The sequence below is a fragment of the Thermosynechococcus sp. PKX95 genome (genome assembly GCF_031583295.1).
In the GTDB taxonomy this organism is placed as follows: Bacteria; Cyanobacteriota; Cyanobacteriia; order Thermosynechococcales; family Thermosynechococcaceae; genus Thermosynechococcus.
Window position 1 is genome coordinate 766,248 of record NZ_CP134171.1, and the last position, 24,886, is coordinate 791,133.

The window sequence follows — 24,886 nt, forward strand, 5'->3', positions numbered from 1 at the left end:
TTGGCAGGGTATTGTGCATCGCTGGTGGAGGAAGCGTGAATGGATCAACCGTGGCGTTCTTGGCAATTTCGAGCTGTAGTGAGTTTGCTATGGGCACCTGCCGCTGCACTGGTCATGGCTCAGCCTGCTTCAGCCAGCCGTCTACAATTGTGGCGACTTAACCCTGCCACCAATCAACTGGAAATTCGCACGGAGCGTGCTGTTCAGCCCCGTGCTGAGTTGGTCTATAACCCGACCCGCCTTGTCATTGACTTGCCGGGTGTCGTTCTCGGTAGCCCCCAGATCAGTCAAAACTACAGTGGTGCCATTCGCCAAGTGCGGGTTGCTCAGTTTGACCCCCAAACGACGCGGATTGTGGTGGAATATGCGGACGGTTTTACAATTGATCCGCAGCAGGTGCGCTTTCGGGGAGTCACGGCTAATAACTGGTTGGTGCAACTGCCCACCCCCCAGCAGCAAACAGTTTCGCTACCGCCGCCACCCCCACCGTCTCCTCCTTCTGCTCCTCCCGTAACGCCCACAGGGCCGCTGCAAGTGCGAAGTTGGCGAGCAGATGCCACAGGTTTTCTAGTGCTAGCCGATCGCCCCTTACCCGAAGGCAGTTACACCCTGCGCCGCCCCCGTCGGGATCGCATTGAAATTCTCCTCAGCAATAGTGAATTGATTCGCAACTTTAGTCCTCGGCGCTTGGAACTGCGCCGCTTTGGTCGGGATCGTGTCCGGGCAGAGGTACGGACTCAGAGCAATCGCCAAGTCCAAATTACCCTCGACATTGACCCTCAAGATGCCGATTGGCAAGTGACGCCCCGTTATGATGGCTTTTTGATTGTGCCTTCAACCACGGCCATTACACCCCCACCTCCGCCACCGTCCCAACGCCCTAGTGTGATTCCTGCGGCCAGTGCGCAAACTCCTGTCACAACGATTCAGCGCGTTGACTTGGGGGGACGAGAGTTGCTGATTCAGGGCGATCGCACCGTTTTCTATAACGTGGGCTGGGAAGGCAATCGCTATCGCATTCGCCTACGGCAAGCACAGTTGGACAGTAATCTGCGCGAACCCCGCCTAGTTACCGGTAGTCCCCTCAGCAATATTGAATTTCGCCAAGAGGATAACCAAACCGTCTCGATTCTGCTCACCCCAGCGCCCAACTTTCGCATCCTTGGCCCTCGTCCCCTGTCAGCTGAAGCGTTTGTGGTGCAAATTCAGGGAGCAAATGACCCTCCGAGCAGTACGCCCACCCCAATTGATATTCCCCCCACAGCAACCCCTCAGCCCCCCAATCAGCCCGTCCCCCGCGGCCGGTTTGTGGTGGTCATTGATCCCGGACATGGCGGACGCGATCCCGGTGCCATTGGTATTGGCGGCATTCGTGAAAAGGATATTGTTCTCGATATCAGCCTGCAAGTTTCCCAATTTTTGCAGCAGCAGGGGGTACAGGTGATTCTGACCCGCACCACAGACATTGACTTAGACTTGGCTCCTCGGGTCGCCATTGCGGAACGGGCACGGGCAAATGCCTTTGTGAGTATTCACGCCAATGCTATTAGTCTGGCTCGCCCCGATGTCAATGGTTTAGAAACCTACTTTGCCCCCGGACGCTCCAGTCGTTTGGCATCTGCCATTCACAATAGTATTCTCAATTCCTTGAACATTCGCGATCGCGGGGTGAGGGCGGCACGATTCTATGTGATTCGCAATACGTCAATGGATTCTGCCCTTGTCGAGACAGGGTTTGTCACGGGCGCAGAGGATGCCGCAAACTTCAAGAATCCTGCGTGGCGGACGCAGATGGCACGGGCGATCGCCCAAGGCATTTTGAACTTTTTGCATGGAAGATGATGGAGCTGACGGGAGTCGAACCCGTGTCCGCCCTAGCTATTCATCGACTGCTCCTTCACAGGTTTAGCCTTTCTGACCCTCAGGCGGGAACTGTTCCTTATCCCGAACAGTAGGATGCTCTGGTAGAGTCTTTGCTAAACAGCCCACCAGAGAGAACTGCCTAGCGCATCCGTTGGGGTTAACCCGCTGCCCTTAACGGAGTCGGACAACGAGTGCTCGAACCTGTATAGAGGTCTTAGGCTACCGCAGCAGCTTTACGAGCGAAAGGAACGATGTTGTTCGCAGTTACTTTTGGTTTGGACTCTGGATTAACGAGAGATAGCCCACTCTCGACCTGCATCACAGCCCAACTTTCACTAGGACGTCGAAGCCGTTTCAGCCCCTTGAATAGAGCTACTCCTAAGCTAGCGCATTTTTTTGGAGTTGACAACGGCTAATTATTCGAGCGATCGCCGGCCAATGGTTCGCGGTTTAGGACGGGGTGCCGGGCCTGCCATCGCCACCATGCGATCCAACTGTTTGTGTTGGGCAAAATACTTTTGCCACAGGTCAGGAGCATCCAGCGTGTCACCCCCATGAGTTGTTAAGCGTTGCCGCACCCGACAGAGGACAGGCGTATTCACACAGGCACCCGCAATAATCACTTGCCCCTTACTCAGGGCAGGCAGTTCTTTGAGCAAATCTCGGCCAGCGGCCTCCACCCCATGCTTGAGGCTCTCTTGATCGACAGGGTTGACAATCCGCAGCATAAACTGGCTCATACACTGGGAGAGCACATCGCTATCCAGTTTGCCGGGACGCTGAGTAATCAGTCCTACCCCAAGGCCAAATTTACGACCCTCACTGAGGATTGTCCGCAGCACCTGCTTACATTGGGAAGGTTCATGGGCAGGGGCAAAGCGGTGTGCCTCCTCAATTAAGATAAACACCGGGTAGGGGAGGTACTGCTCATCCCCCTCAAAGACGCGGTCTTTTTGGGTATTCATGCGGGCATGGTTGGTTTGGCGCAAAATTGCCGTGGCAATCACCTGCTGCTCCTCAAGGGGAATCTCATTCATTTGCAGGATGGTGACTTGGCCGGGGGCAAACAACTCGCAAGGGGGCAAATGCTCATTGGCATGGAAATAGTCAGAGCGCTGCATTTTTTCTAGCTTCCAAGCCAAGGCATCGGCAGAGGAGCCCTGCTTGACATTGCCCTCTTCATCCTCAACGCGATCCACAGCATAGACTTCGGTAATTAAGTCCCGCGTACTCCAATGGCCATTGGGATAGAGGCGGCGTACTGCATCGTGGGCTTTTTTGAGAATGGCCTGCTGGCGATCGCTCATCGGGGGGAGCAGCGTCAGAATATCGTGAAACTCTAGGGAAGAAACACGAATTTTGACCTCTTGGGGCGTAATAATTTTCACCTGAGGTTGATAGCCATCCGCCCCTTGAAAAGCGGGGTGTCCCCTCAGCTGCGCCAGCGTGTGGTATTCACCATGGGGGTCGAGGATCAGCACTGCGGCGCGATTTTTCGGTAAAAGCAATTCCTCCACCAAAACCCCTGCGGTATAGGATTTCCCGGAACCTGTCCCGGCAAGGATGGCCACATGCGTACTCACCAGTTCCTTGACATCGAGGGCAATGGGCACAGCACCCTCCTGCCGCAACAACAGTGAACCGATATGGGCAGCCCCCACCTCCTCTGGCTTTTTCTTATTGAGGACATGCCGCAACAGCGCGTCGTCAGCCAAATAGACCTTGGCACCCGGCAGGGGAAGCCGCCGCAAATTATTAAAGCCAAAGACCTCATGAAATTCCCCCATCACTTCTACGGTTATTTCGTAGAGTTCCGCCGGTTCACAGGTAAAACCAATCAGGGCAGCCACCGCACCGGGATTCAGTTCGTGATCAGCAAACATCCGATCCGGTAGATGCTCAATCAGACGGCAGCCAGTAATCTTGCCCAAGACTTGGTGAACCGCAGCAGCATGGGAGTTTGAGGCCACACTTGGGGAATGGCTCAACTCATAATAGACAAATTCACCAATGCGCACTGGCTGGGCATCGGCAGTAATAAAAACATACTCGCTACCGCTATCACCGGGGCCTTTGACAATGCCGACAATGTGGCGAGAAGAAGGGTGGCTACTGTTCATCGCACAGGACGGGTAACCCAAAGAGAGTAAAGAGAGCTAATGTCGTTAACCTCAATCCTACGCGATTTTCCAATTGAGAGCCTGACGGCGCCTACTCTTCTAGAACGGGCGGCGGCTCACTGGGGGCAGGAATTAAAAAGGCAACAATGGCACCCAAGGCAAAACCAGCAACATTGCGCAAGACCGGTAGCCATTCTTGGGTGCGCACCACCACTGGCCCTAAACCAAAGGCAAAGAAAAGCATGCCCCACAGCGGTGAAAAAAGAAGAATCCACGTCCAAGCCACTTTTTGATCCGCACGGCGGGGACGCGCCACAAAGCCCAAAATGATGCCGCCAAAGATGGAGGTGGCAAGGGTGAGCAGCCATTGCTCTTGGGGTAATCCCGGTACGGCACGGCACCCCCCTTGGGAGAGGCAGGTTTCAATGGCATGAAGCGATTGCAGGATGGCCTGATCTTCGCCGTTGTCTCGGACAAAGTATTGATTGCCAAAGCGGGTTTGCAATTCAACCCAAAAGGTGCGCTGGAGGACGCGGTAGGCGGTGTCGCCAACATTGAAGTTCAAAAGATTGCCACCGCGCGTATCGGCCACCAGCAGAATACTGCGATCGTCTAAGTCCCAAAAATCCCGCACTGCGAGGCCGGGGGTGCGATCGTACTGGGTGAGAACCCGCAATTTCCAGCCGGTCTGGGCTTCAAACTCTGCCAGTTCGCTGTCAAGCCGTTCCTTTTGAACGGGTGTCAGAATCTGCGCTAAGTCAACGACATTGGTTGGCTCCGCGGGCAACAACTCTGGATTGTTGAAGCTGTGGGCAGGGGCGATCGCCCCCAACCAGCAGAGGCTAACCAGCACCATCCCTAAACCAACTTGGTAAAACAAGCGCCGCAATTGCTGAAGCATCGTAATAAAAATTTACAAATAGGGCATCTTTTTTAATTATCTTAAGGGTATGCTGCGAAACATTGCAATCAGCGCTGCCGTCTTCTCAGACAATATGCAGCTTTTGTTAAACTCACCCTATCCTGAGAATCCCATTGCTATACTGCAAGTCTAAATACCTAAACCTTATATCCCTGTTTCATCAGCCACTCCTCACCTACGATGCCCTACTCTTCTCAGCTACTGCACTATCTCGAACAGGAACTGGCACTGCCACCAGAGAGCATTGCAATGGCGGTGCGGCAATGGCAACAGCAACGGGGATCGTTGCCGATTATTCTTTGGCAGTATGGATTGATTACCTTGGAGCAGTTGGATCGGATTTTTGAGTGGCTGGATCAAACGCGGGGCGATCGCCTGCCAAAGGCTCCGTAAGTGGCAAACTAAGTGTTCGACAACAATCCTCGGTGCCGTAGGAGAGGCTCAGTGATCGGTTCACGGCCGCGGAAGGCTTTGAAGATCTCCATCGGGGGTTGGCTGCCGCCAAGGGCAAGCACGGTTTCGCGATAGCGTCGTCCCATTTCAGCAATGGCTTGCTCGTTGTCTAGGCCTGCTTCCTCAAAGGCAGCAAAGGCATCGGCACTGAGAACTTCTGCCCACAAATAGCTGTAGTAACCCGCTGCGTAGCCACCGGCAAAAATGTGGCTAAAGCTACAGAGAAAGGCATCTTCTGGCAGGGGGGGCAAGATTGTTGTGGTCTGCGCTAGGCGATCGCGCACTTGTTGGGGGGTTTCTCCTTGCCCCGATTGATAGCGATGGTGCAGTTCTAAATCTAACAAACTAAAGTGCAACTGCCGCAATAGAGCACTGCCTGCGCGATAGGTGCGGGCGGCAACCAGTTTTTCATAGTAGTGTTCTGGCAGCGGTTCCCCCGTTTCATAGTGGCGTGCCATGCCAAAGAGTGTCGGCCGATGGTAGCACCAATTTTCCATAAATTGACTGGGAAGTTCGACGGCATCCCACTCCACATTGTTGATGCCCGCTGCCCCCATTTCATCCACCCGCGTCAGCATGTGGTGCAAACCATGCCCAAACTCATGGAAGAGGGTTTCCACTTCGCTAAAGGTCATCAGGCTGGGCTTACCATCCACTGGGGGGGTTTGATTGCACACCAAGTAGGCCACGGGTAAGCGGGTGCGCCATTCCCCCTGAATGCGATATTTGGCACGGCCAAGGCAATCGTCCATCCATGCCCCACCGCGTTTTTCGGCAGGACGGCTGTAGGGGTCAAGATAAAAGTGGGCGATCGTCAGATGATTTTCATCGAGGATGGCAAAAAAGCGCACATCAGGATGCCAAACGGGTACTTGACCATCCGCAGGCACCACCGTCACCCCAAACAGTCGCTTCACTAGCCCAAATAAGCCCTCCAGCACTTGGGGCAAAGGAAAATAGGGACGCAGTTCCTCATCGTTGAAGTCAAAGCGGGCTTCCCGCTGCCGTTCAGCCCAATAGGGAATATCCCAGTGCTGCAGATCGGTGGCTTCAGGTGCCCCTTGGGCAGCAGCAAAGGCTTTCAGTTCTTCCAGTTCTTGCGCCGCCGCACGATAGCTGACTTGCCGCAGTTCCTCGAGGAGCTTTTCCACACTGGCCACACTATCGGCCATTTTGCTGGCAAGGCTGAGTTCAGCATAGGTGTTGAATCCCAAAAGCTGTGCCTCTTCGATCCGCAGGGCAAGGATGCGCTCAAGAATGGGACGGTTATCCCACTCCCCACTGCTGGCACGGGAAATGTAGGCGCGATAGACCTGCTCCCGCAAATCCCGCCGTTGGCTGTGCTGCATAAAGGGACCAAAGCTGGGGAAGTCGAGGGTAATGTGCCATGGCCCTGTTTCGGGGGTGGCGGTCTCAATGCCATCTTGGCGAGCGGTTTGGGCAGCCAGCGCCAGCAAGCTGGGGGGAAGTCCAGCCACTTCATCGGGTTGGGTGAGCTTGAGGCGAAAGGCCTTGGTGGCATCCAAAAGATTGTTGGAAAACTGGGTAGATAGCTCCGCCAATTCCAGTTGAATGGTGTTGAAGCGCTCTTTGGCGGCTCCTGTCAAACTGACGCCACTGTGTTCGGCGTTACGAATGGCGGCCTCAACAATGCGTTTGCGCGCAGGGGGATAGCTCTGAAAGTCTGGACTGGCAGCCAGTGCCTTAAAGCCTTCATAGAGGGGGCGCGATTGACCCAAACGGGTGTAAAACTCCACTACTTGGGGTTGAACGGCTTCGTAGGCTTGACGCAATTCGGGACTATTTTTGACGCCGGTGAGATGACTGACAATCCCCCATGTCCAACCGAGGCGATCGCTCAAACGTTCGAGGGGTTCCACTAGCCCTTCCCACGTGGGCGTGAAGGATTGCTCGAGGGTCTCTAATTCTTGGGTGAGTTCCTGCAAGAGTTGGCGCACGGCTGGCTCAACATGGCTCACCTCAATCTGATCAAAGGGGGGAAAACCATCGCCCCGCAAGAGGGGATTATCGGTGTGAGGGGAAGTCGCAATAACCATCGGTATCCTACTAACTGCGATTCGATTGCTGACGCGCTTGGGCGATCGCCTGCTTTAACTGTGCTAAGGCCAATTCTAACCGCGCTTCGGGGGCAACAGGAATCAACCCCTGAGCCGTCATCTCATGGATCTCAAAATGCAGGTGCGGACCAGTGGAGTTGCCCGTACTACCCACGAGGCCAATGACATCCCCCTGCTTCACCCATTGACCGGGATTGACAAAGCGCTGTGAGAGGTGGGCATAGAGGGTTTGGTGCTGCTCTGGCGGGTGTTGCAAAATGACGGTGAGGCCATAGCCCCCTAGCCAGTTGGACTCAACCACGCGACCATCAAAAACCGCCAACACGGGTGTGCCTTCAGGGGCGCCCAAATCCGTTCCCGAATGGAAGCGGCGATCGCCAAAAATGGGATGGATGCGCCAGCCAAAAGTTGAGGTAATGGGCACCGGAAACGGCAAGGGAAAGAGCATTTGGCCATTGTTGACCTTTAGCCAACGCAAGGGATTCGGTCCCGGAAAGGGCTGGCGTACATAGGTCGGTGCAGCCGTTTGGGCAGATGGCACAAAATTTCTTGGGTTTGCAGCCACCAAGGGGCGATGAGAAGCTGGAGCAGAAGGTGATGTAGCCGTGGGGGTCACTAGGGGTTGTGGAGCACCTTGGGCTTGGCAAATGTTGGGGGGAACGCCCTCGCTAACGATCGCTTGACAGCCTGTGGAGCGCTCTTGGATCACCACGGGGATGGAGCGGGCGGGCTTAAGGTTTTCGAGGGGTTCACTGCTAGGGGGCGGATCCACGGGTTCTGTGGAAAAAACAAGAGGCTCACTGTCCACCGGTTGAACAGGATTGACAAGGATCGGTGCAGCCGCTTCTGGTTCAGCAGGAATCGTTTCAGCAACACTCTGGCGAGTCCCCAAGGCGGTTGTCAAGAGACCTATTGTCAGCCCAAGGGCAAGGACGCGCTGCTCGATCATGGTTCACCCCATCACACGCATTCCTTCAAATTCTAGGCGCAACCTTGGGGAATGACAATCTGCTTGGCCGCAAGGGGCTAGCGATCGCGAATTTTCATATAGGTCTGAATCACTTTGAGCACCATCGGACCTGCCACAGACCCACCCCCACCACCAGAGTTTTCGGCAAAGGCAACGACCACAATTTCCGGTTTGTCTGCAGGGGCATAGGCACCAAACCAAGTGTGGTTAGGGCGAGGTGGGTCTTCCCCGGTACCACTTTTGCCGGCGATCGCCACCTCAGGAACATTTAGGGCAGCCCCTGTACCACTGGTCACCACCTGCCGTAACCCTTGGCGCAGCACTTGAATGGTAGAGGGCTTTAGGTTCAATGATTGCCGCCAGCGATGGGGATTGTCGGAAGCAATCAGGTGTGGCCGCACTTTATAGCCCCCATTGGCAGGCACTGCAAACATGACCGCGGCTTGAAGCGGACTCACCTGCAAGGCCCCTTGACCAATGGCGGTAATCAAGGAATCGCCGTCGTACCACCCCTCGCCAAAGGTTTCTTGCTTCCACTGGGGGGTTGGCACAAATCCGGGAGCTTCACCGGGTAAGTCAATGCCGGTTTTAGACCCCATTCCAAAGCGATGCGCCCAATGAATCAGGGTTTCAGGTCCAATGCGGCGCGCCACTTGACCAAAAAAGGTGTTACTACTCCATGCCATGGCACCGGCAAAGCCCAGAGGGCCAAAGCCCGCCCGGTTCCAATCGTGGAAGGCAAAGCCCCCTGTGTAGAGGGCAGGATAGGTCATCAGTACGGTATCGGGGCTAAACTTCCCTGACTCCAAGCCGGCCACCGTTGTCACGATTTTGAAGGTACTCGCGGGAGGAAACCCCTGAAGGGCACGGTTGACAAAGGGAAACTGCCGCCGTTGCAGCTCCTCCCACTGGGCTTGGGTCATGCGGCGGGCAAACCAATTGGGATCAAAGGCAGGGTAACTGGCCAGAGCCAGAATCGCTCCATCACGGGGATCCATGGCCACGATCGCCCCCGGCCGACTCCCTAGGGCTGCTTCCGCCGCTTTTTGCAAGTCCAAATCCACTGACAGCGTGATGTCATTCCCCGGTCGAGCCACCTTTTGGCCTAGAATGCGGATCACTTTGCCTTGACCATCCACCTCCACCTGCTGACCACCCCATGTCCCCCGCAATACGTTTTCGTAGGTGGCTTCGACACCCATTTTGCCCATGACATCGCCAAGGCGGTAGCCCTGATCTCGACGAGCCGCTAGTTCCTCCTCATTCAGTTCGCCGATGTAGCCAATGATGTGAGCCGCCGTTTCGCCATGGGGGTAAAAGCGCAGGGCTTCGCGGTCAATTTCCACCCCTGTCAAGAAATTGCGGTGTTCTTCAAGGGCAATGATTTGGGCTTGGCTAATCCCTTGGGCAATGCGAATCAACGAAGGAGAATTCACCCCTGCTTGCTTGACTCGCGCTTCGATCTCACTGGCAGGGATATTGAGCACCCGCGAGAGAATGTTCACCGTCTGCGGCCATTCGGGCTTTTTCGCCGCAAGGGGCCAGAGAAATACCGAGTAGGAGAACTTATTTCCCGCGAGGATCCGCCCTTTGCGATCCAAAATCTTCCCTCGCTCCGGCGGTTTGGGAATCAGGCGAATACGGTTTTCATCGGCCATCTGGCGGTTGCGATCGCCCTCGACAATTTGCAGGTAGGCCAAGCGACTCCCAATACCCCCCAGCAAAAATACGGTCATGATCGAGAGCAATACCAAGACCCGCCCCTGTTTGCCAACCACACGATCGTAGGCTTGGTAGGTGAGGGGACGAGGGGGGCGCGTTTTTAGCATTGCCATAAGTTGCGAGGAGTTGATGAGTGATCTATGCTAATTGCCACTGTATTGCCACTCTATCAGATGCGCTAAGACCAGAGGTCAAGAATTCCGATACCCTAGAAGAAGTCTCTGTACTGCCGCTTCATGAAGCGATCGCGCTGCCGTCCCCAAGTCCAAGCCCCCAGTCAAAATCTCGACTCGTTCCTCGATGTCCTCACCAATACCGTGGGGGTGATGATCTTTGTCTGCCTCTTTGCCAGCTTGACAGCAGCGGTGTCTCCTGCTCTTGTGCGCACGCCCATTGCCCGCGAAACCCGCAAGCAGGTGTATTTCTTTGAGTGTCGTGAAAATCGTGCCCTGCCCCTTGAGGAGGATCAAGCCAGTGAGGCCATCGATCGCCACCTGCGGCGCATTACAGAAAATCCCTTTGCAGATCCCCGCCAAATTCAGCAACAACTAGAGTCCTTTCGCCACCGTACCCGCTACTACGATGTGCGCCTGAGTCTGGTGCACAGCCAAGGGCAACCAATTTTGCAAACCCTTTTTGAACCCCGCGATCGCAGCGGTGGCGAATCCTTTAGCACGCTGGAAAAACCCGCGTCCAACTTTCGGCGTACCATTGATCGCCTCTCCCCCAGCCGCTATTCCCTTGTCTTTTTTGTGCGTCCCGATAGCTTTGATTGTTTCCGGGCAGCCCGTGCAGTGGCTTGGCGCAGTGGCTTTGATGTCGGTTGGGAACCGATGGCGGAGGGTCGCGCCATTATCTTTGTCAGTGGCGGGGGTCGCCGTGTCACTGTGCAGTAGTCCCAAGGAGGCTAAATGCTTGCCAAACGAATTTTGCCCTGTCTGGATGTGAAGGCGGGTCGCGTCGTCAAGGGCGTGAACTTTGTCAACCTGCGCGATGCCGGCGATCCGGTCGAACTGGCGCAAGCCTACAATGCAGCGGGTGCGGATGAGCTGGTGTTTCTCGATATTACGGCCACCCATGAAGAGCGGAACATTATTATTGATGTCGTCTATCGCACCGCGGATCAGGTGTTCATTCCCCTGACGGTGGGGGGCGGGATTCAGTCCCTGACGATGATCAAAGATCTATTGCGCGCCGGGGCAGATAAAGTCAGCCTGAATTCGGCGGCAGTGCGGCAACCCGATCTCGTGAATCAGGCCAGCGATCGCTTTGGTGCCCAATGTATTGTTGTCGCCATTGATGCGCGGCGCGAACCCCATTGGGATCCTAAAAACCCCCGTTGGCAAGTCTATGTGCGCGGCGGACGGGAAGCTACGGGGCTAGATGCGATTGAATGGGCGGTGGAAATGGCTAAACGGGGTGCGGGCGAACTGCTGGTGACCAGTATGGATGCCGATGGGACACAGGCGGGCTACGACCTCGAATTGACGCGGGCGATCGCTGAGCGGGTGGAGATTCCTGTGATTGCCTCTGGGGGGGCGGGTACCTGTGAGCATATTCGCGCGGCTCTTGTGGAAGGGAAAGCAGAGGCGGCACTGTTGGCTTCGCTCCTACACTATGGCCAACTGACGATCGCCCAGATCAAGGACTATCTCCATCAGCACCAAGTGCCCGTGCGCCAAGAAGAACCCCTCCCTTGCCGATAAGCGAAGAGAGGGGCAGAGCATCAACCTAGAGGATCAAGCTAAAATGGCCAAGTCCAGTGGCTAAACTCCGGCTTGTCCACACCGTACTCGTAGGCGTAGTTGCGGGCTTCAATTTGCATGTTGCGGAATTTCTCCTTGGCATGGGCACCCGCCACTTGAAGACCGGGGAGGCGATCAATGGCATCAATGGCAAGACTAAAGCGATCAATCTCATTATTGATGGCCAACTCAAGGGGGGTGTTGATGTTGCCCTTTTCTTTGTAGCCGCGCACGTGCAAGTTACGGTGATTGTGACGGCGGTACGTGAGACGGTGGATCAACCACGGATAACCATGGAAGTTAAAGATAATCGGGCGATCGAGGGTAAAGAGACTATCAAAGTCGCGATCGCTCAGGCCGTGGGGGTGTTCGGTTTCCGGTTGCAGCTTAAAGAGATCCACCACATTGATATAGCGAATCTTCAGCTCTGGAAACTCCTGCCGCAGGAGGGCGATCGCCGCCAACGCCTCTTGGGTGGGAATGTCCCCGGCACTGGCCATCACCAGATCGGGTTCACAGCCTTGATCATTGCTGGCCCAATCCCAAATGCCTAGCCCCTTCGTGCAGTGGATAATCGCCTGATCCATCGTCAGGTACTGCAAGTGCAACTGCTTGTCGGAGACAATCACATTCACATAGTTTTTGCTCCGCAGGCAGTGATCCGCCACCGACAGCAGTGAGTTGACATCAGGCGGTAAGTAAATGCGCGTAACCTTTGCACTCTTGTTGCAGACAATATCCAAAAATCCCGGATCCTGGTGGGTGAAGCCATTGTGATCCTGCCGCCACACCGTGGACGTAATCAGCAAGTTCAACGAGGCCACATCCGCCCGCCACGAGAGTTCATTGCAGATGCTCAACCATTTGGCATGTTGGTTAAACATCGAGTCAATGACATGGACAAAGGACTCGTAGGTGGAGAAGAACCCATGGCGACCCGTCAGCAGATAGCCCTCCAGCATCCCCTCCATGGTGTGCTCGCTGAGCATTTCAATGACGCGACCATTAGGGGACAATTCACCGCCATCGGCGTCCTCCTCAAAGTATTCCGCAATCCAGAATTTCTTGCTGACCTCGTAAATGGCATTGAGCTTATTCGAGGTATTTTCATCGGGACCAAAGACACGGAAATTGGTCATGTTATTGCGCATCACATCCCGCAGGAAGACTCCAAGGGGACGGGTATTTTCCACCTCAATTTGGGCGGGTTTCTCAAACGTAATGCCGTACTGCCGAAAGTCGGGCATTTTCAAATCCTTGCGCAATAGCCCACCATTGGCGTGGGGATTCATGCCCATACGGTAGTTGCCGGTTGGCGCCAAGGCTTTGAGTTCAGGACGAAATGTGCCATTCTCATCAAAGAGTTCTTCGGGACGGTAGCTGCGCAGCCAATTTTCAAGGAGCTTAAGGTTTTCAGGGTTAGTGTGGACATCGGCCATGGGCACTTGGTGTGCTCGCCAGAAGCCTTCCACTTTGTGGCCATTCACTTCCGCGGGGCCTGTCCAACCTTTGGGGGTACGCAGCACAATCATCGGCCAACGGGGTAAGGTGGTAACGCCCTCTTGCCGAGCCGCCCGTTGAATCTCCTTAATTTTAGTCACGCAGTAATCGAGGGTGGCGGCCATTGCTTGGTGCATTGAGGGGCGATCGGAACCTTCCACAAAGCAGGGTTCATACCCTAAACCGCGGAAGTAGCTTTCCAAATCTTGATGGGGAATGCGTGCCAGAATCGTCGGGTTGTTAATCTTGTAGCCATTCAAGTTGAGAATCGGCAAGACTGCCCCATCGCGCGCCGGGTTGAGGAATTTATTGATGTGCCATGAGGTGGCCAAAGGCCCCGTTTCTGCTTCCCCATCGCCAACCACTGCCGCCACAATTAAATCAGGATTGTCAAAGGCAGCACCACAGGCATGGGAGAGGACATAGCCCAATTCTCCCCCTTCGTGTATCGAGCCGGGCGTTTCTGGGGTGCAGTGGCTGCCAATGCCACCGGGGAAGGAGAACTGCTTGAAGAATTTTTTGAGGCCGTGGGCATCCTCACTAATGTTGTGGTAAATCTCGGTGTAACTGCCTTCAAGGTAAACAGGTGCCAAAACCCCCGGTGCCCCATGACCGGGACCCGCTAGGAAAATCACCTCCTGTTGGTACTTTTTAATAATGCGATTGAGGTGAAGGTAGCAAAAGGACAGACCCGGACTCGATCCCCAGTGACCAAGGAGGCGTTTTTTGATGTGTTCAGGCTTGAGGGGTTCCTTGAGTAGGGGGTTATCGAGCAAATAGATCATGCCCACGGCCAGATAGTTACAGGCACGGAAGAAGGCATCCATGGCCTCAACTTCACTATCACTCAAGGGCTGTCCTTGAATCGTGGCGCGAGCAGAACCAAAAGCATGAATATCAGCGGTGAGTTCGGTGGGACGGGGAGGAGAGCTAACCATACAGTATCCTCGTCAAGTCAGCATGAGTATCAAGAAAATCAACCGAGATCATATAGATCAAAGTGCTAACGGCGTTGATCAAGAATCCACGAATTGCCTACTTACTAATCGAGACACATCCTAAACTATCGTCTTTAGCCTACAGCCCCATCCTAGGATGCTGAAACGGCTAGGCTCGCAAATGCGCTAGATTTTTTAACGTTGATTCAATTCAGTAAACTTCCCAATGCCTGAGCAATTTATGCGGCAACTTCTGGGGGCAGGGGGAGGCGAAAGAGCTGACAGGCGTTGAGGGTGGTTTGCTGTTCTAATTCCAAGAGGTCACATTGTCGCAGACGGGCGACGGCTTCAGCCACAAAGCGCACATAGCTGGGTTCATTGCGTTTTTCGCCGCGTTTGGGCACAGGGGCAAGGAAGGGGCAATCCGTTTCCACCAGTAGGCGATCGCTGGGAACCATTTGTGCCGAGGCATGGATTTGTTTGGCGTTCTTAAACGTGACGGTGCCGCTAAAGCTGATAAAAAGACCCAGATCGAGAAACCACTCCGTTTCTTCGGGGGTACCGCCCCAGCAGTGCATCACTCCTTGCACCGACCCGCGATCGCGCACAAACTGTTGAAGTAGATCCCGCGCGGCAGCGGCTGCCTCCCGACAGTGGATAATCACTGGCAGATTCAAGCTGTGGGCAACCTCCAACTGTGCCCAAAAGGCCGCTTCCTGTTCTTCGCGATTCGTGGCTTTGTAAAAATCTAAACCTGTTTCGCCAATGGCCACCACCTTGGGTTCACTGGCGGCAAGGCGGGCAATTTTTTCCTTGAGATCCGGCTGCCACTGCTCTGTATCTAGGGGATGGAGACCCACTGCCATAAAGAGTTCGGGAAAGTGCGCGGCAAGGCTCTGAATGGTGGGAAATTCACTGGGTTCAACGCAGGAGTGAACCAGCCGCACCACTCCCGCCGATCGCCAGCGTTCAGCCACTGAGTCCAGATCGGATGCGTACTCTGGAAAGTTGAGATGGACGTGGGTATCCACCAACATGGGGATTAGGCAGCCGGTTGCAGCGTTTTGTTGAGGATACGGGTCAGCCGCGCTTTACGACGGGCACCGGTGTTGCGATGGAGCACACCGCGCTTAACCGCTTTGTCAATTTTGCTAAAGGCCAAGTTGAGTCGCTGCTGGACTTCCGCCAGTTTTTCCGGAGTGGGATCGGCAGCATACTGACTAATAGCCGTCAAGTAGTTTTTAATCAGCGTCCGCACTGCCGAGCGATAGGCTTTGTTGCGAAGACGGTTGCGCTCAGCAATTTGGGCACGTTTAGCGGCAGATTTGATGTTAGCCACAGGTCACCTGATGATCAATCACACGTTAAGAACAAATAACCATTATAACCGTTGACTGAGCGATCGCAAGATCTTGGCTGCCAGCATTGCCGCCCCAAAGCCATTGTCAATATTGACGACACCAATGCCGGGGGCACAGGAGTTGAGCATTGTCAGTAGCGCTGCCAAACCGCCAAAATTCGCGCCATAGCCAATACTGGTGGGTACAGCAATCACGGGTACCGAGACTAGCCCCGCCACCACACTGGGCAGTGCCCCCTCCATGCCCGCAACCACAATGAGCAGGGCCATCTCCTCTAGGCGATCGCGCACACTCAACAGCCGATGAATTCCCGCCACCCCCACATCCCAAAATCGCTCAACCCCAAATCCTGACAGTTGCAACGTCACTGCTGCCTCTTCGGCCACGGGTAGATCCGCTGTGCCGGCACAGACCAAGCCCACCGGCAGGGGAAACTGCGGCGGCAAAATGGGGGCTGTACTGCAAATCCGTGCCTTTTCAAAATAGTGCAGTCCACCAACGCGCGATCGCACTGCCTCAAAGACTTCTGGGGAAATCCGTGTCGCCATCACACAGGGATAGTGGGGACGCATCCGCTCCAGAATCTCGACAATCTGCTGCGGGGTTTTGCCGGGTCCCCAAATCACCTCTGGAAAGCCGGTGCGCTGCTGCCGCTGGTGATCAATGCGTGCAAAATCGCCAATGGGTTCGTAGGACAGATGTTGCAGTTGGCGATAGGCGGTCTCTACGCTCAGTTGCCCTTGGGCGACTGCCGCCAAAATCTGCCGCAGTGAATCGGGCATTTAGCCTCCAATTCCCAAGCGACCCGCTAGCCCCGGCGCCATCGGGATCAAGGTAGCGGCCATCAGGAACAATAGCAGCAGACCAAGACCAGCACGGGTATCATCGGGTTCGGTGATCTCATCGAGACTGGGCTGATCCATATCCCGCTGCAACAGCAGAATCACCAACGCCCAATACAAGGCCAAGGGGTTGACGATCGCCACCAAGCCCAAGACCACAAGGGTAATAATCGTCAGTCGTTTGGCGGTTTTGGTACCGTAAATGGCTTGAATAATCCGCCCCCCATCCAGTTGTCCTGCGGGCATCAAGTTCAAGGCCGTCATGATCAAGCCCAGCCAGCCCAAAATCACAAAGGGATGCACCACCACCACTTCACTTTGCAACTGCTGCCCCAAAAAGAGCTTGGCGATCGTCCCCACCAAAATCGAGCCTTGGAAAAAGAGGGTCGGCACCTCTAACCCCTGACTCGTGGGCGAGAGAACAAGGCCAATGGCCAACAGCAGCAGCGAAACACTACCAGCCGCGATCGCCCCTGCTGCACCAATGTCAAAGAGTTGACTGCGATTGGCAAGGAAGGATTCAATGCGGGTCATGGCTCCAAAAGTCCCCAACTGCCACGCGGGTAAAAAGATGGGCGGCCCCAAGCGTGCCCGATAGCGTTTGGCCATTAGCCAGTGACCCCCTTCCCGTATAGCGGCAATGCCAAAGAGACCCAAGGCAAAGGGGAGCGATCGCTGGAAGAGGCCAGTGGTTGGATTTCCCAGTAAGCTAAACCCCTGCAGGATGGCACTGGTCTCGAGACAGGTTCCAAGGGTGGCCACCGCCAAGAAAACCGCTGCCAGCTTCTGAAGATTGCCCGAGCGAATTGGTTCGGTCGTCATTGGTAAAATCACGACCATCGGCTTGCCCTCCCCATTGGCCACCATAAAAAGGCGATAGCGATCGGGCAAGGCGGCCTGTAGGCGTTCAGTGAGTTGCTGATGCACCACTTTGGCCTCTCCCCGCAGATTCCCCGGGCAGATCACGCCCCCTTTGTAGGGAATGTAGTCGGTGGCGAAGTAGGTATCCACGCTAAAGATACTTTGAATGGCTTGTAGGTCTTCGGCGGGAAGGCTGGGTCGTGCAGTAGGCTGGGCTGGGGTCGTCTGCTCTGTGGTGGCTTGCTCTAGTTCCGAACGGCCAGAGGGAGCAGAGGGTAGGGGCAATTCGGCGGTGGCCGCCAGCGATCGCAACCAACGGCCAAGGGCAACATAGGCCACAATCGAGAACACCAGCCCAAAGAGCACGGCAGCAAAGTTAATCACAATCCCAAAGCTGAGGCTGCCAAAAACCACTAGCCAAGGGAGCATCAGGACAAGGGTTTGCAGCCAAGCCACAATCCCCAGCTTGCCGTAGGGCAGGTTGCGGTACAGTCCCCACGCCAGTAGGGCGATCGCCCCCGCCAATAGGCCTACCGTAATAATCATGCGTTACCTCCCGCGTTTGCAAACGTTAGCGCGTGGCCATAGTGGTCAGTTGGGTCAGAACTTGACTGGCACGCTCTGTAAATTGCTGCATACCATTGGCATCAAAGCCCCGCTGTGACAATAGAGCCAAATCGTAGATATACTGACACAGCTTTTCGACCAATGCACCCGTTTCTGAGGTGCCGCTGGTTTGAATAATCGTGCCTTGGTTGAGGCTGAGGAGATTTTGCACCAAGGGATGGGCGGTATTGACAACCAAGATATGCTCCTCTGGCAACTGCGCATTGGGTTGCTGCTGCATCATCGCCATCATCTCCTGCATCCGCCGACTGGTTTCGGGCAACAGGATCATTGCCGGGGGGGCATCGGCCTTGAGGGCCTCGGTGCGAATGGTCAGTTTCGGCTTTTTCAGCACAGATTCAAAGAGCGCCTTGATCTGCTCACTGCGGGTTTTGTTGGTAGCTGGGTCAATGATTTCGCTCTCTTTGCTCTTGTCAATCAGGGTTTCATCCAGTTCAGCGTCCACCCGCAGAAACTTGACATCGCGGTAATTTTGCTCCAGCCACGGCACAAAGTGGGTATCAATGAAACTGTCCATAAACAGAACTTCAATCCCTTGGCTTTTAAGCAGTTGCACGTAGGTGGCTTGGTTCACCTCATCGGTGCAGTAATAGACGCGCTTGCCTTGGCGCTCTTGGTTGCGCTCGAGGTACTCCTTGAGGGTGGTGTAGGTTTTGCCATCCACTTGGATGCCCCCCTCACTGGCCCAGACATCCTCGCTCTCTTTGGAGATGAGTTCGGCCGTGGTGCGGTAGATGAGAATATCTTCCACCTGCTTTTTGAACTTCTCATCGTTGATGGAACCGAATTTGACAAAGGTGCCCAAGTCTTGCCACGAGCGTACGTAGGCCGCCGGGTCTTCGCGGTATAGCTCCTTCAGGCGATCGCCCACCTTTTTGGCAATGTAGTCGGCAATTTTGCGCACCGTGCGATCGTTTTGCAGGAAACTGCGGGACACATTCAGGGGAATGTCGCTGCTGTCAATGACCCCCCGCAAAGGCAGCAAAAAGCGCGGGATCACCTCTTCGCAGTTATCGCTGACAAAGACTTGGTTGCAGTAGAGCTTAATTTGCCCTTTGGTGACATCAATATCGGGGCGCAGTTTGGGAAAGTAGAGAATGCCATTGACCACAAAGGGATAGTCGGTATTGAGGTGAACCCAAAGCAGCGGGTCTTCTTGAAAGGGATAGAGATAGCGGTAAAACTCGAGATAGTCTTCTTTGCTGAGGCTATTGGGAGAACTCTTCCAAGGGGCAATTTGTTTATTAATTTGCTCACCCTCTAGCTTAATTGGCACCGGCAAAAAGTCACAGTATTTGCGCACCAATTCACGAATGCGGCCGGGTTCTAGGTACTCCAACTCACCCTCTTGCAGGGTTAGGGTGACGGTTGTCCCAACACTGGTGCGCTGACCATCGGAGAGGGTAAATTCAGTGGAACCATCACAGGTCCAATGCACGGGGACGGCACCTTCGCGGTAGGAGAGGGTATCAATTTCCACCCGTTCTGAGACCATGAAGGCGGAGTAAAAGCCAAGGCCAAAGTGACCAATGATTGCGTCTTCCCCTTCCCCTTTGTACTTTTGAACGAATTCTTCGGCACTGGAAAAGGCCACTTGGGTAATGTATTTTTTGACTTCCTCGGCGGTCATGCCAATGCCGTTGTCGGCGATCGCCAGCTTTTTGTTTTCTTTGTCAATCGTGATCGTCACTTCCGGGTGATCCACATCGCCGCTATATTCCCCAGAACGTGCCACCATCCGCAGTTTTTGGATTGCATCTACCGCATTGGAGACCAGTTCCCGCAGGAAAATCTCATGATCGGAGTAGAGCCACTTTTTAATGATTGGAAAAATGTTCTCAGTATGGATTGAAATGGTTCCCTGTTCCAACATGATGCTTCCCGTGAGTGTATTCTTGGTCAGACAACCTCTAGTGTATCGGTAGGGGTTGCGCTTCCTGTTGGCGGAAAACCGATCTCTCCATCGCCTCCCAAAGAGTGACAATGACGGTATTGGCCATCAGAAATCCTTCTGGCTGGGTCAAGTGCAGGCGATCGCCCGTCAAAGAAAGCGTCTCTGGAGACATGTTTGCCGCTGCTGCTTGTAGGGCTTCAACCCACGACATCGGAAATTCATCCGCTAGAGCAGCTAAAGAGAGGCCATCCCTGAGGCGCAAGCCCAGCATGAGGGTTTCCAGCCAGCGATCCCACCGGGCATCTGGACTGACTTGATTGAGGCTCTCGGGTAAACTTTGCAGCCATTGATAGTATTCACGGCGGGTACGCGGACGGCTGAGGCGACGATGCCCGAGATAACTGGTGGCGCCCATGCCAAAGCCATAGTAGGGTTGATTGCGCCAATACACTTGATTGTGACGACAGGCAAACCCCGGTCGGGCATAATTGGAAATTTCATAGTGCTCATACCCTGCTGCTGTTAGCCTCTTGTGGGTAAGGCAGTAGGCGGCAGCGGCTTGCTCTTGAGTGGGTAGGGGGTCTGCTTCGGGTTGATAGCGTTTGCTAAAGACGGTTTTGGGTTCAATGATCAGGTCGTAGATGGATAGATGGGCAGGGTTGAGGGCGATCGCTTGCTCGAGGGAGAACTGCCAATCTGCTAAGGATTGTTGCGGCAAGCCTGAAATGAGATCCATGCTCCAGTTTGCTACCCCCGCCCTATGAAGCATCGCAACTGCCTGCTCAACATCGGCCACATCGTGACTACGGCCACATACCCGCAATAGCTCATCGTCAAAGGCCTGTACACCCAAGCTGACGCGATTCACCCCTACTTTGAGATAGCCCTGCAATTGTTTTAAGTCAAAGGTTCCCGGATCCATTTCCATAGAAATTTCTGCCCCTTGGGCAATGCCTATTTGGCGATCAAGGGCTTCCAGCAGTTGGCCAATGTATTGAGGCGGGACTAGAGACGGTGTTCCCCCCCCAAAAAAAATCGTTTGGAGTGGTGGCGGCTCAGCAGGGGTGTGGGCAATTTCTTGACAGAGTGCAGCCACATACTCTTGGATAAGTGACTCTGCCAGCGTCGGAGAATCTCCCACTACCGTAATCGGAAAGTCACAGTAGAAGCAGCGGCGCCGACAAAAGGGCAGATGAATGTATGCGGCTCTAGTCATTGTTTTCTTAACTGGTTTGTGATGAAATCTGGTCAGGCAGCCGACCTTTGGCAACCAATAACTCCCATGCCCGCAAAACAGCGACCAAATCAGAGGCAAGGCGGTATTCATTGGCTTCAGCAAAGCGCACCGTTGCGGTGGGGGTCGAGACGAGATGAATAGGCACCGGTCGCTCTAGGGGTGTGGGTACAAAATCAAAGCCATTGAAGCGCTCAAAGCGGCGATCGCTCAACAATTGATTAAATTGACTGACTTGAGCAGGTGTCACTGTGCGTAGGGTGCGGCTGAGGGTTTCCCCGCGAGCATTGGTGGTTTGCTGCACAATCCGACCATCGTTATAGAGCAGTGTCGTTGTCGTTACGGGTGGACGGCTCCCAGAGGCATCACTTTGCCGAATCACGCGAAAACTCACGTCCTCAGGAAGGGGGGGTGGTAACTCCTCTAGACTCAGGCGTTGGGGGCGCTGAATCAGGGTACCCATCATCCGACTGCCAGCGGCATCCCAAAGAATCAGGGAACCACTTTGATTGGTGCGATAGACCCACTGTTGGGGATAGGGAGCATTGGGATTCGTCAGGGTAATTTCCCAACCGGGGGTTAAACGCTCAGCACAATCAACCCGCAACCCCCCCAAGCCCAAACAGCCATCAGACCAAACTTTGGGCTGAACTTGGACCACGCTAATTTGCTCTGGTTCCTCACCAAACTGCTCGGCAGCGATCGCGATCGCCCGCGTAATGATCTCTGGAGCTGGTGTTGCTGCTTGCACCACAAGAGGCACTGCCACTGCCAAGAGGGATGTCCAACCATTCATTAACAAAGTCTCTACCCTTTGACCATCATCATAAAAAAAGACCGCCCCCGATGAAGAGGCGGTTCCTTTAACTAAACGCTAGTTAGCGTTGCTCTAGGAATTAGCCGTTGATGCTAGGAGCAATCATGGCCACAGGAGCAGACTCAGCGCTGGCCAAGTCGAGGGGGAAGTTGTGAGCATTGCGCTCGTGCATCACTTCCATACCCAAGTTGGCACGGTTGATGATGTCAGCCCAAGTGTTGATCACGTTGCCTTGAGCATCCACAACGGAGTGGTTGAAGTTGAAACCGTTGAGGTTGAAGGCCATCGTGCTGATACCCAGAGCGGTGAACCAGATACCGATCACCGGCCAAGCGGCGAGGAAGAAGTGCAGCGCACGGCTGTTGTTGAAGCTGGCGTATTGGAAGATCAAGCGACCAAAGTAACCGTGGGCAGCCACAATGTTGTAGGTTTCTTCCTCTTGACCGAATTTGTAACCGTAGTTTTGAGACTCGGTTTCGGTGGTTTCACGGATCAAGCTGGAGGTCACCAGAGAACCGTGCATGGCGGAGAACAGAGCACCACCAAAGACACCAGCCACACCCAGTTGGTGGAAGGGGTGCATCAGGATGTTGTGCTCCGCTTGGAACACCAGCATGAAGTTAAAGGTACCAGAAATACCGAGGGGCATACCATCGGAGAAGCTGCCTTGACCAATGGGGTAGATCAAGAACACAGCGGTAGCGGCAGCCACAGGAGCGGAGTAGGCCACGCAGATCCAAGGACGCATACCGAGGCGGTAGCTGAGTTCCCACTCACGACCCATGTAGCAGAAGACACCGATCAAGAAGTGGAAGATGATCAGTTGGTAAGGGCCACCGTTGTAGAGCCACTCATCAAGGGAAGCAGCTTCCCAAATGGGGTAGAAGTGCAAGCCAATGGCGTTGCTGGAGGGGACAACCGCACCAGTGATGATGTTGTTGCCATAGATCAAGGAGCCAGCGACAGGCTCACGGATGCCATCGATGTCCACAGGGGGAGCAGCGATGAAAGCAATCACGAAGCAGATGGTAGCAGCGAGCAGAGTGGGGATCATCAACACACCGAACCAGCCCACATAGAGGCGGTTGTTGGTGCTGGTAACCCAGCTACAAAATTGCTCCCACAGGTTCAGTTGCTCGCGACGTTGTAAAACAGTCGTCATAGTGATAAGTCCTGTTGAACAAGATGAATGAATGTTACAAACCGTTTACACTCCCAAATCGAGTCCCTGAGAGACCTTAGGAGCACCCGCTGGTGTTGTGCAACGGAATGTAACCTTATATTAACCAATCTCTCAGGAAAATGTAAAGGGTTGTGTCTAAATTTTATATTCTGTTAATAATTTCTCAGGGATCAGGGGTGTCCTCGCGCGATCGCCAGTGAAAAGTTAGCGGCGCCGCCACCAGACAAAAACGGCTGAGCCAAACCCGACAAGGGGCAACAGAAAGACACTGATAATCTCTAGCCAACGACTGGTGGTGACATTGAGTTGCAGGCGGCGATTGGTGGTTTCGCGCGGACGAATCGAGAGTGCCTTTTGGTCGCGATCGCCCAACCAGAGCACGGAATTGACAAAGAGATCACTATTAATCCCTTGGTAGGCAATCACACCATCGGTGGCGAATTCCGAATCCCCAAAGACCACCAAGCGGGCTTCCTTCGGTGGGTTATCACTCAACTGACGGGTAATCGCTACACCAATCGGCAGCGGCCCTTTGGTATCTACACCTTCAGTGAATTCAAGGTTGCCCGACTGCCAGTCGGTTTCCGCCCAAGTTTGCGGGCCCGAGAGGGCAATTTCCACAATGTCATCATCCTTCACAGGATCAATGCGAATGGCTTGCGCGCGGGGAAAGACACTCGGACCTTGGGCAAAGCGTTGAGTAATCGGGTGATTGCCATAGGTGGTGACAATAATCGTATCGGGACCGAGTCCCACCTGTTGACCCACACCAGAGCCGTCAATCACCCAGCGATTATCGAGGGTGAGTCCCCAGTTTTTCAGTAAATCATCCAGACCGGCGTTGACATCGACATCGAGCATTAGCAAAAGGCTACCACCCCGATTCAGGTACGCCTTGAGCAGATCCTGCTCCAGACGCAAAAAGGGTTGCCGCGGTCCAGCGACCACAATGACATTCGCATCCTCAGGAATTTTGCCCTTCTCCAGCAAATTCAGGGGCAGGAGTTCCACATCTCGCTGTTCGAGGAGTTTAGCCACTTCACTGAGACTGGCGGAGCCACCTGTGAGGGGAAGTTCATTGTGCCCCGTAGTGAAATAGGCACGGATCGTGCGATCGCTCGTCACCCGAATCAGGGCAGGGGTGAGGTTACTTTCGGAAAGGTCTTCATCAATGCGCTGCGTTTTCTCGCCCGCCACAACAATCACTTGCCCCACTTGAGTCACGTTGTACTTTTTAGCAAGGGCGGGTTGCTCTTGGGGGTCAATGAACTCAAATGAAAACTGGTTGTTGGCCTGACGGCGGTACTGTTCCAGCAACAGGCGATCGCGACTGGCAGCATTGGCATCAAACACCAATACCCGCACCGGCTGATCCAAAGTTTGCAGAACATCACGGGTTTCTGCCGCTAGGGTAAAGGCACGGTTTTCGGTGAGATCGATTTCAACACTGTAGCGATCGGCCAAAAAATTGACGATGCCCAATAGAGCAATCACCGCAATCACAGTCAGGAGGGCATTCGTACTGGTTTGGGTAGAACGCCGCCCCCAAAACCCTGTGGAGACGCGACTTTGCTGGATCAGCCACAGCAGTAGGGCAATCCCCCCCAAAGCTAAAAGGCTCAAGGGTAACCAATTCCAGCGATTGGTGACGATGCCAGCACTCAAGCCAGCAATGATCAAAAGTGGCGCCGCCCACAGCAATACCGTGGTCAATCGTTCGGGTGAGCCTAGGGCAAAGCGTTTCATGACCGGTACC

Annotated in this window: 19 protein-coding genes and 1 other RNA gene; 4 read left to right on the forward strand and 16 right to left on the reverse strand. The window is 54.5% G+C overall.

Translation table 11 applies throughout. The annotated features are described in order from the left end of the window. Positions 1–39: 39 nt before the first annotated feature. Positions 40–1,842, forward strand: a complete 1,803-nt coding sequence (locus RHH81_RS03500; protein ID WP_206201087.1) for an N-acetylmuramoyl-L-alanine amidase — start codon at positions 40–42, stop codon at positions 1,840–1,842. Here RHH81_RS03500 and ssrA read toward each other — a convergent pair. From ssrA to RHH81_RS03515, 3 genes are all read right to left on the reverse strand, one after another. After that, positions 1,840–2,225, reverse strand: a transfer-messenger RNA (tmRNA) gene (gene ssrA / locus RHH81_RS03505). The genes RHH81_RS03500 and ssrA overlap by 3 nt on opposite strands. A gap of 54 nt (positions 2,226–2,279) precedes the next feature. Next, a complete protein-coding gene (locus RHH81_RS03510; RefSeq protein ID WP_310743392.1) occupies positions 2,280–3,983 on the reverse strand; it encodes a helicase HerA domain-containing protein in 1,704 nt (567 codons plus the stop codon). Between the two features lie 91 nt (positions 3,984–4,074). Next, the gene (locus tag RHH81_RS03515; RefSeq protein ID WP_310743393.1) at positions 4,075–4,884 is read right to left on the reverse strand and encodes a TPM domain-containing protein; all 810 of its coding nucleotides are present in this window, start codon (positions 4,882–4,884) and stop codon (positions 4,075–4,077) included. 201 nt (positions 4,885–5,085) lie between these two features. Between RHH81_RS03515 and RHH81_RS03520 the strand changes: the two genes are divergently transcribed. Then, on the forward strand, positions 5,086–5,298 hold the full coding sequence (locus RHH81_RS03520; RefSeq protein ID WP_206201090.1) for a DUF2949 domain-containing protein: 213 nt from the start codon (positions 5,086–5,088) through the stop codon (positions 5,296–5,298). Between the two features lie 8 nt (positions 5,299–5,306). On the opposite strand, the gene RHH81_RS03525 is transcribed toward RHH81_RS03520, so the two are convergent. The 3 genes from RHH81_RS03525 to mrdA all read right to left on the reverse strand — a co-directional run bounded on the left by RHH81_RS03525 (position 5,307) and on the right by mrdA (position 10,241). Further along, positions 5,307–7,415 carry a M3 family metallopeptidase gene (locus RHH81_RS03525; RefSeq protein WP_310743394.1) on the reverse strand — a complete coding sequence of 703 codons (2,109 nt, stop codon included), beginning with the start codon at positions 7,413–7,415 and terminating at the stop codon, positions 5,307–5,309. Between the two features lie 10 nt (positions 7,416–7,425). Next, positions 7,426–8,385 (reverse strand): M23 family metallopeptidase, encoded by a 960-nt coding sequence (locus RHH81_RS03530; RefSeq protein ID WP_310743395.1) that lies wholly within the window; start codon positions 8,383–8,385, stop codon positions 7,426–7,428. 77 nt (positions 8,386–8,462) lie between these two features. Then, complete coding sequence (gene mrdA, locus RHH81_RS03535; protein ID WP_206201093.1) at positions 8,463–10,241, reverse strand: penicillin-binding protein 2; 1,779 nt, start codon at positions 10,239–10,241, stop codon at positions 8,463–8,465. Positions 10,242–10,364: 123 nt separating this feature from the next. Here mrdA and RHH81_RS03540 point away from each other — a divergent pair, with 123 nt between their 5' ends. Further along, on the forward strand, positions 10,365–11,024 hold the full coding sequence (locus tag RHH81_RS03540) for a hypothetical protein (protein ID WP_206201094.1): 660 nt from the start codon (positions 10,365–10,367) through the stop codon (positions 11,022–11,024). Between the two features lie 15 nt (positions 11,025–11,039). Further along, entirely contained in the window at positions 11,040–11,834 is a 795-nt protein-coding gene (gene hisF / locus RHH81_RS03545) for an imidazole glycerol phosphate synthase subunit HisF (RefSeq protein WP_149820833.1), read from the forward strand. A gap of 38 nt (positions 11,835–11,872) precedes the next feature. Here the strand turns inward: hisF and RHH81_RS03550 are convergent, their stop codons facing one another. From RHH81_RS03550 to RHH81_RS03595, 10 genes are all read right to left on the reverse strand, one after another. Next, positions 11,873–14,311 (reverse strand): phosphoketolase, encoded by a 2,439-nt coding sequence (locus RHH81_RS03550; RefSeq protein WP_206201095.1) that lies wholly within the window; start codon positions 14,309–14,311, stop codon positions 11,873–11,875. A gap of 239 nt (positions 14,312–14,550) precedes the next feature. Continuing rightward, the gene (locus tag RHH81_RS03555) at positions 14,551–15,348 is read right to left on the reverse strand and encodes a TatD family hydrolase (protein WP_310743396.1); all 798 of its coding nucleotides are present in this window, start codon (positions 15,346–15,348) and stop codon (positions 14,551–14,553) included. Positions 15,349–15,353: 5 nt separating this feature from the next. Further along, entirely contained in the window at positions 15,354–15,650 is a 297-nt protein-coding gene (rpsT, locus tag RHH81_RS03560) for a 30S ribosomal protein S20 (RefSeq protein ID WP_149820827.1), read from the reverse strand. A gap of 42 nt (positions 15,651–15,692) precedes the next feature. After that, positions 15,693–16,454 carry a nickel pincer cofactor biosynthesis protein LarB gene (gene larB, locus RHH81_RS03565; RefSeq protein ID WP_206201097.1) on the reverse strand — a complete coding sequence of 254 codons (762 nt, stop codon included), beginning with the start codon at positions 16,452–16,454 and terminating at the stop codon, positions 15,693–15,695. Then, the gene (locus RHH81_RS03570) at positions 16,455–17,921 is read right to left on the reverse strand and encodes a site-2 protease family protein (RefSeq protein WP_206201098.1); all 1,467 of its coding nucleotides are present in this window, start codon (positions 17,919–17,921) and stop codon (positions 16,455–16,457) included. It abuts the gene before it with no gap. 25 nt (positions 17,922–17,946) lie between these two features. Next, the gene (gene htpG, locus RHH81_RS03575) at positions 17,947–19,875 is read right to left on the reverse strand and encodes a molecular chaperone HtpG (protein WP_302678867.1); all 1,929 of its coding nucleotides are present in this window, start codon (positions 19,873–19,875) and stop codon (positions 17,947–17,949) included. Positions 19,876–19,912: 37 nt separating this feature from the next. Further along, the gene (gene hemW / locus RHH81_RS03580) at positions 19,913–21,112 is read right to left on the reverse strand and encodes a radical SAM family heme chaperone HemW (protein ID WP_310743397.1); all 1,200 of its coding nucleotides are present in this window, start codon (positions 21,110–21,112) and stop codon (positions 19,913–19,915) included. 7 nt (positions 21,113–21,119) lie between these two features. Then, on the reverse strand, positions 21,120–21,926 hold the full coding sequence (locus RHH81_RS03585; RefSeq protein ID WP_310743398.1) for a hypothetical protein: 807 nt from the start codon (positions 21,924–21,926) through the stop codon (positions 21,120–21,122). 100 nt (positions 21,927–22,026) lie between these two features. Beyond that, on the reverse strand, positions 22,027–23,109 hold the full coding sequence (psbA, locus tag RHH81_RS03590) for a photosystem II q(b) protein (RefSeq protein WP_181495653.1): 1,083 nt from the start codon (positions 23,107–23,109) through the stop codon (positions 22,027–22,029). A 225-nt stretch (positions 23,110–23,334) separates the two neighbouring features. Continuing rightward, positions 23,335–24,876 (reverse strand): Gldg family protein, encoded by a 1,542-nt coding sequence (locus RHH81_RS03595; protein ID WP_310743399.1) that lies wholly within the window; start codon positions 24,874–24,876, stop codon positions 23,335–23,337. Positions 24,877–24,886: the final 10 nt, after the last annotated feature.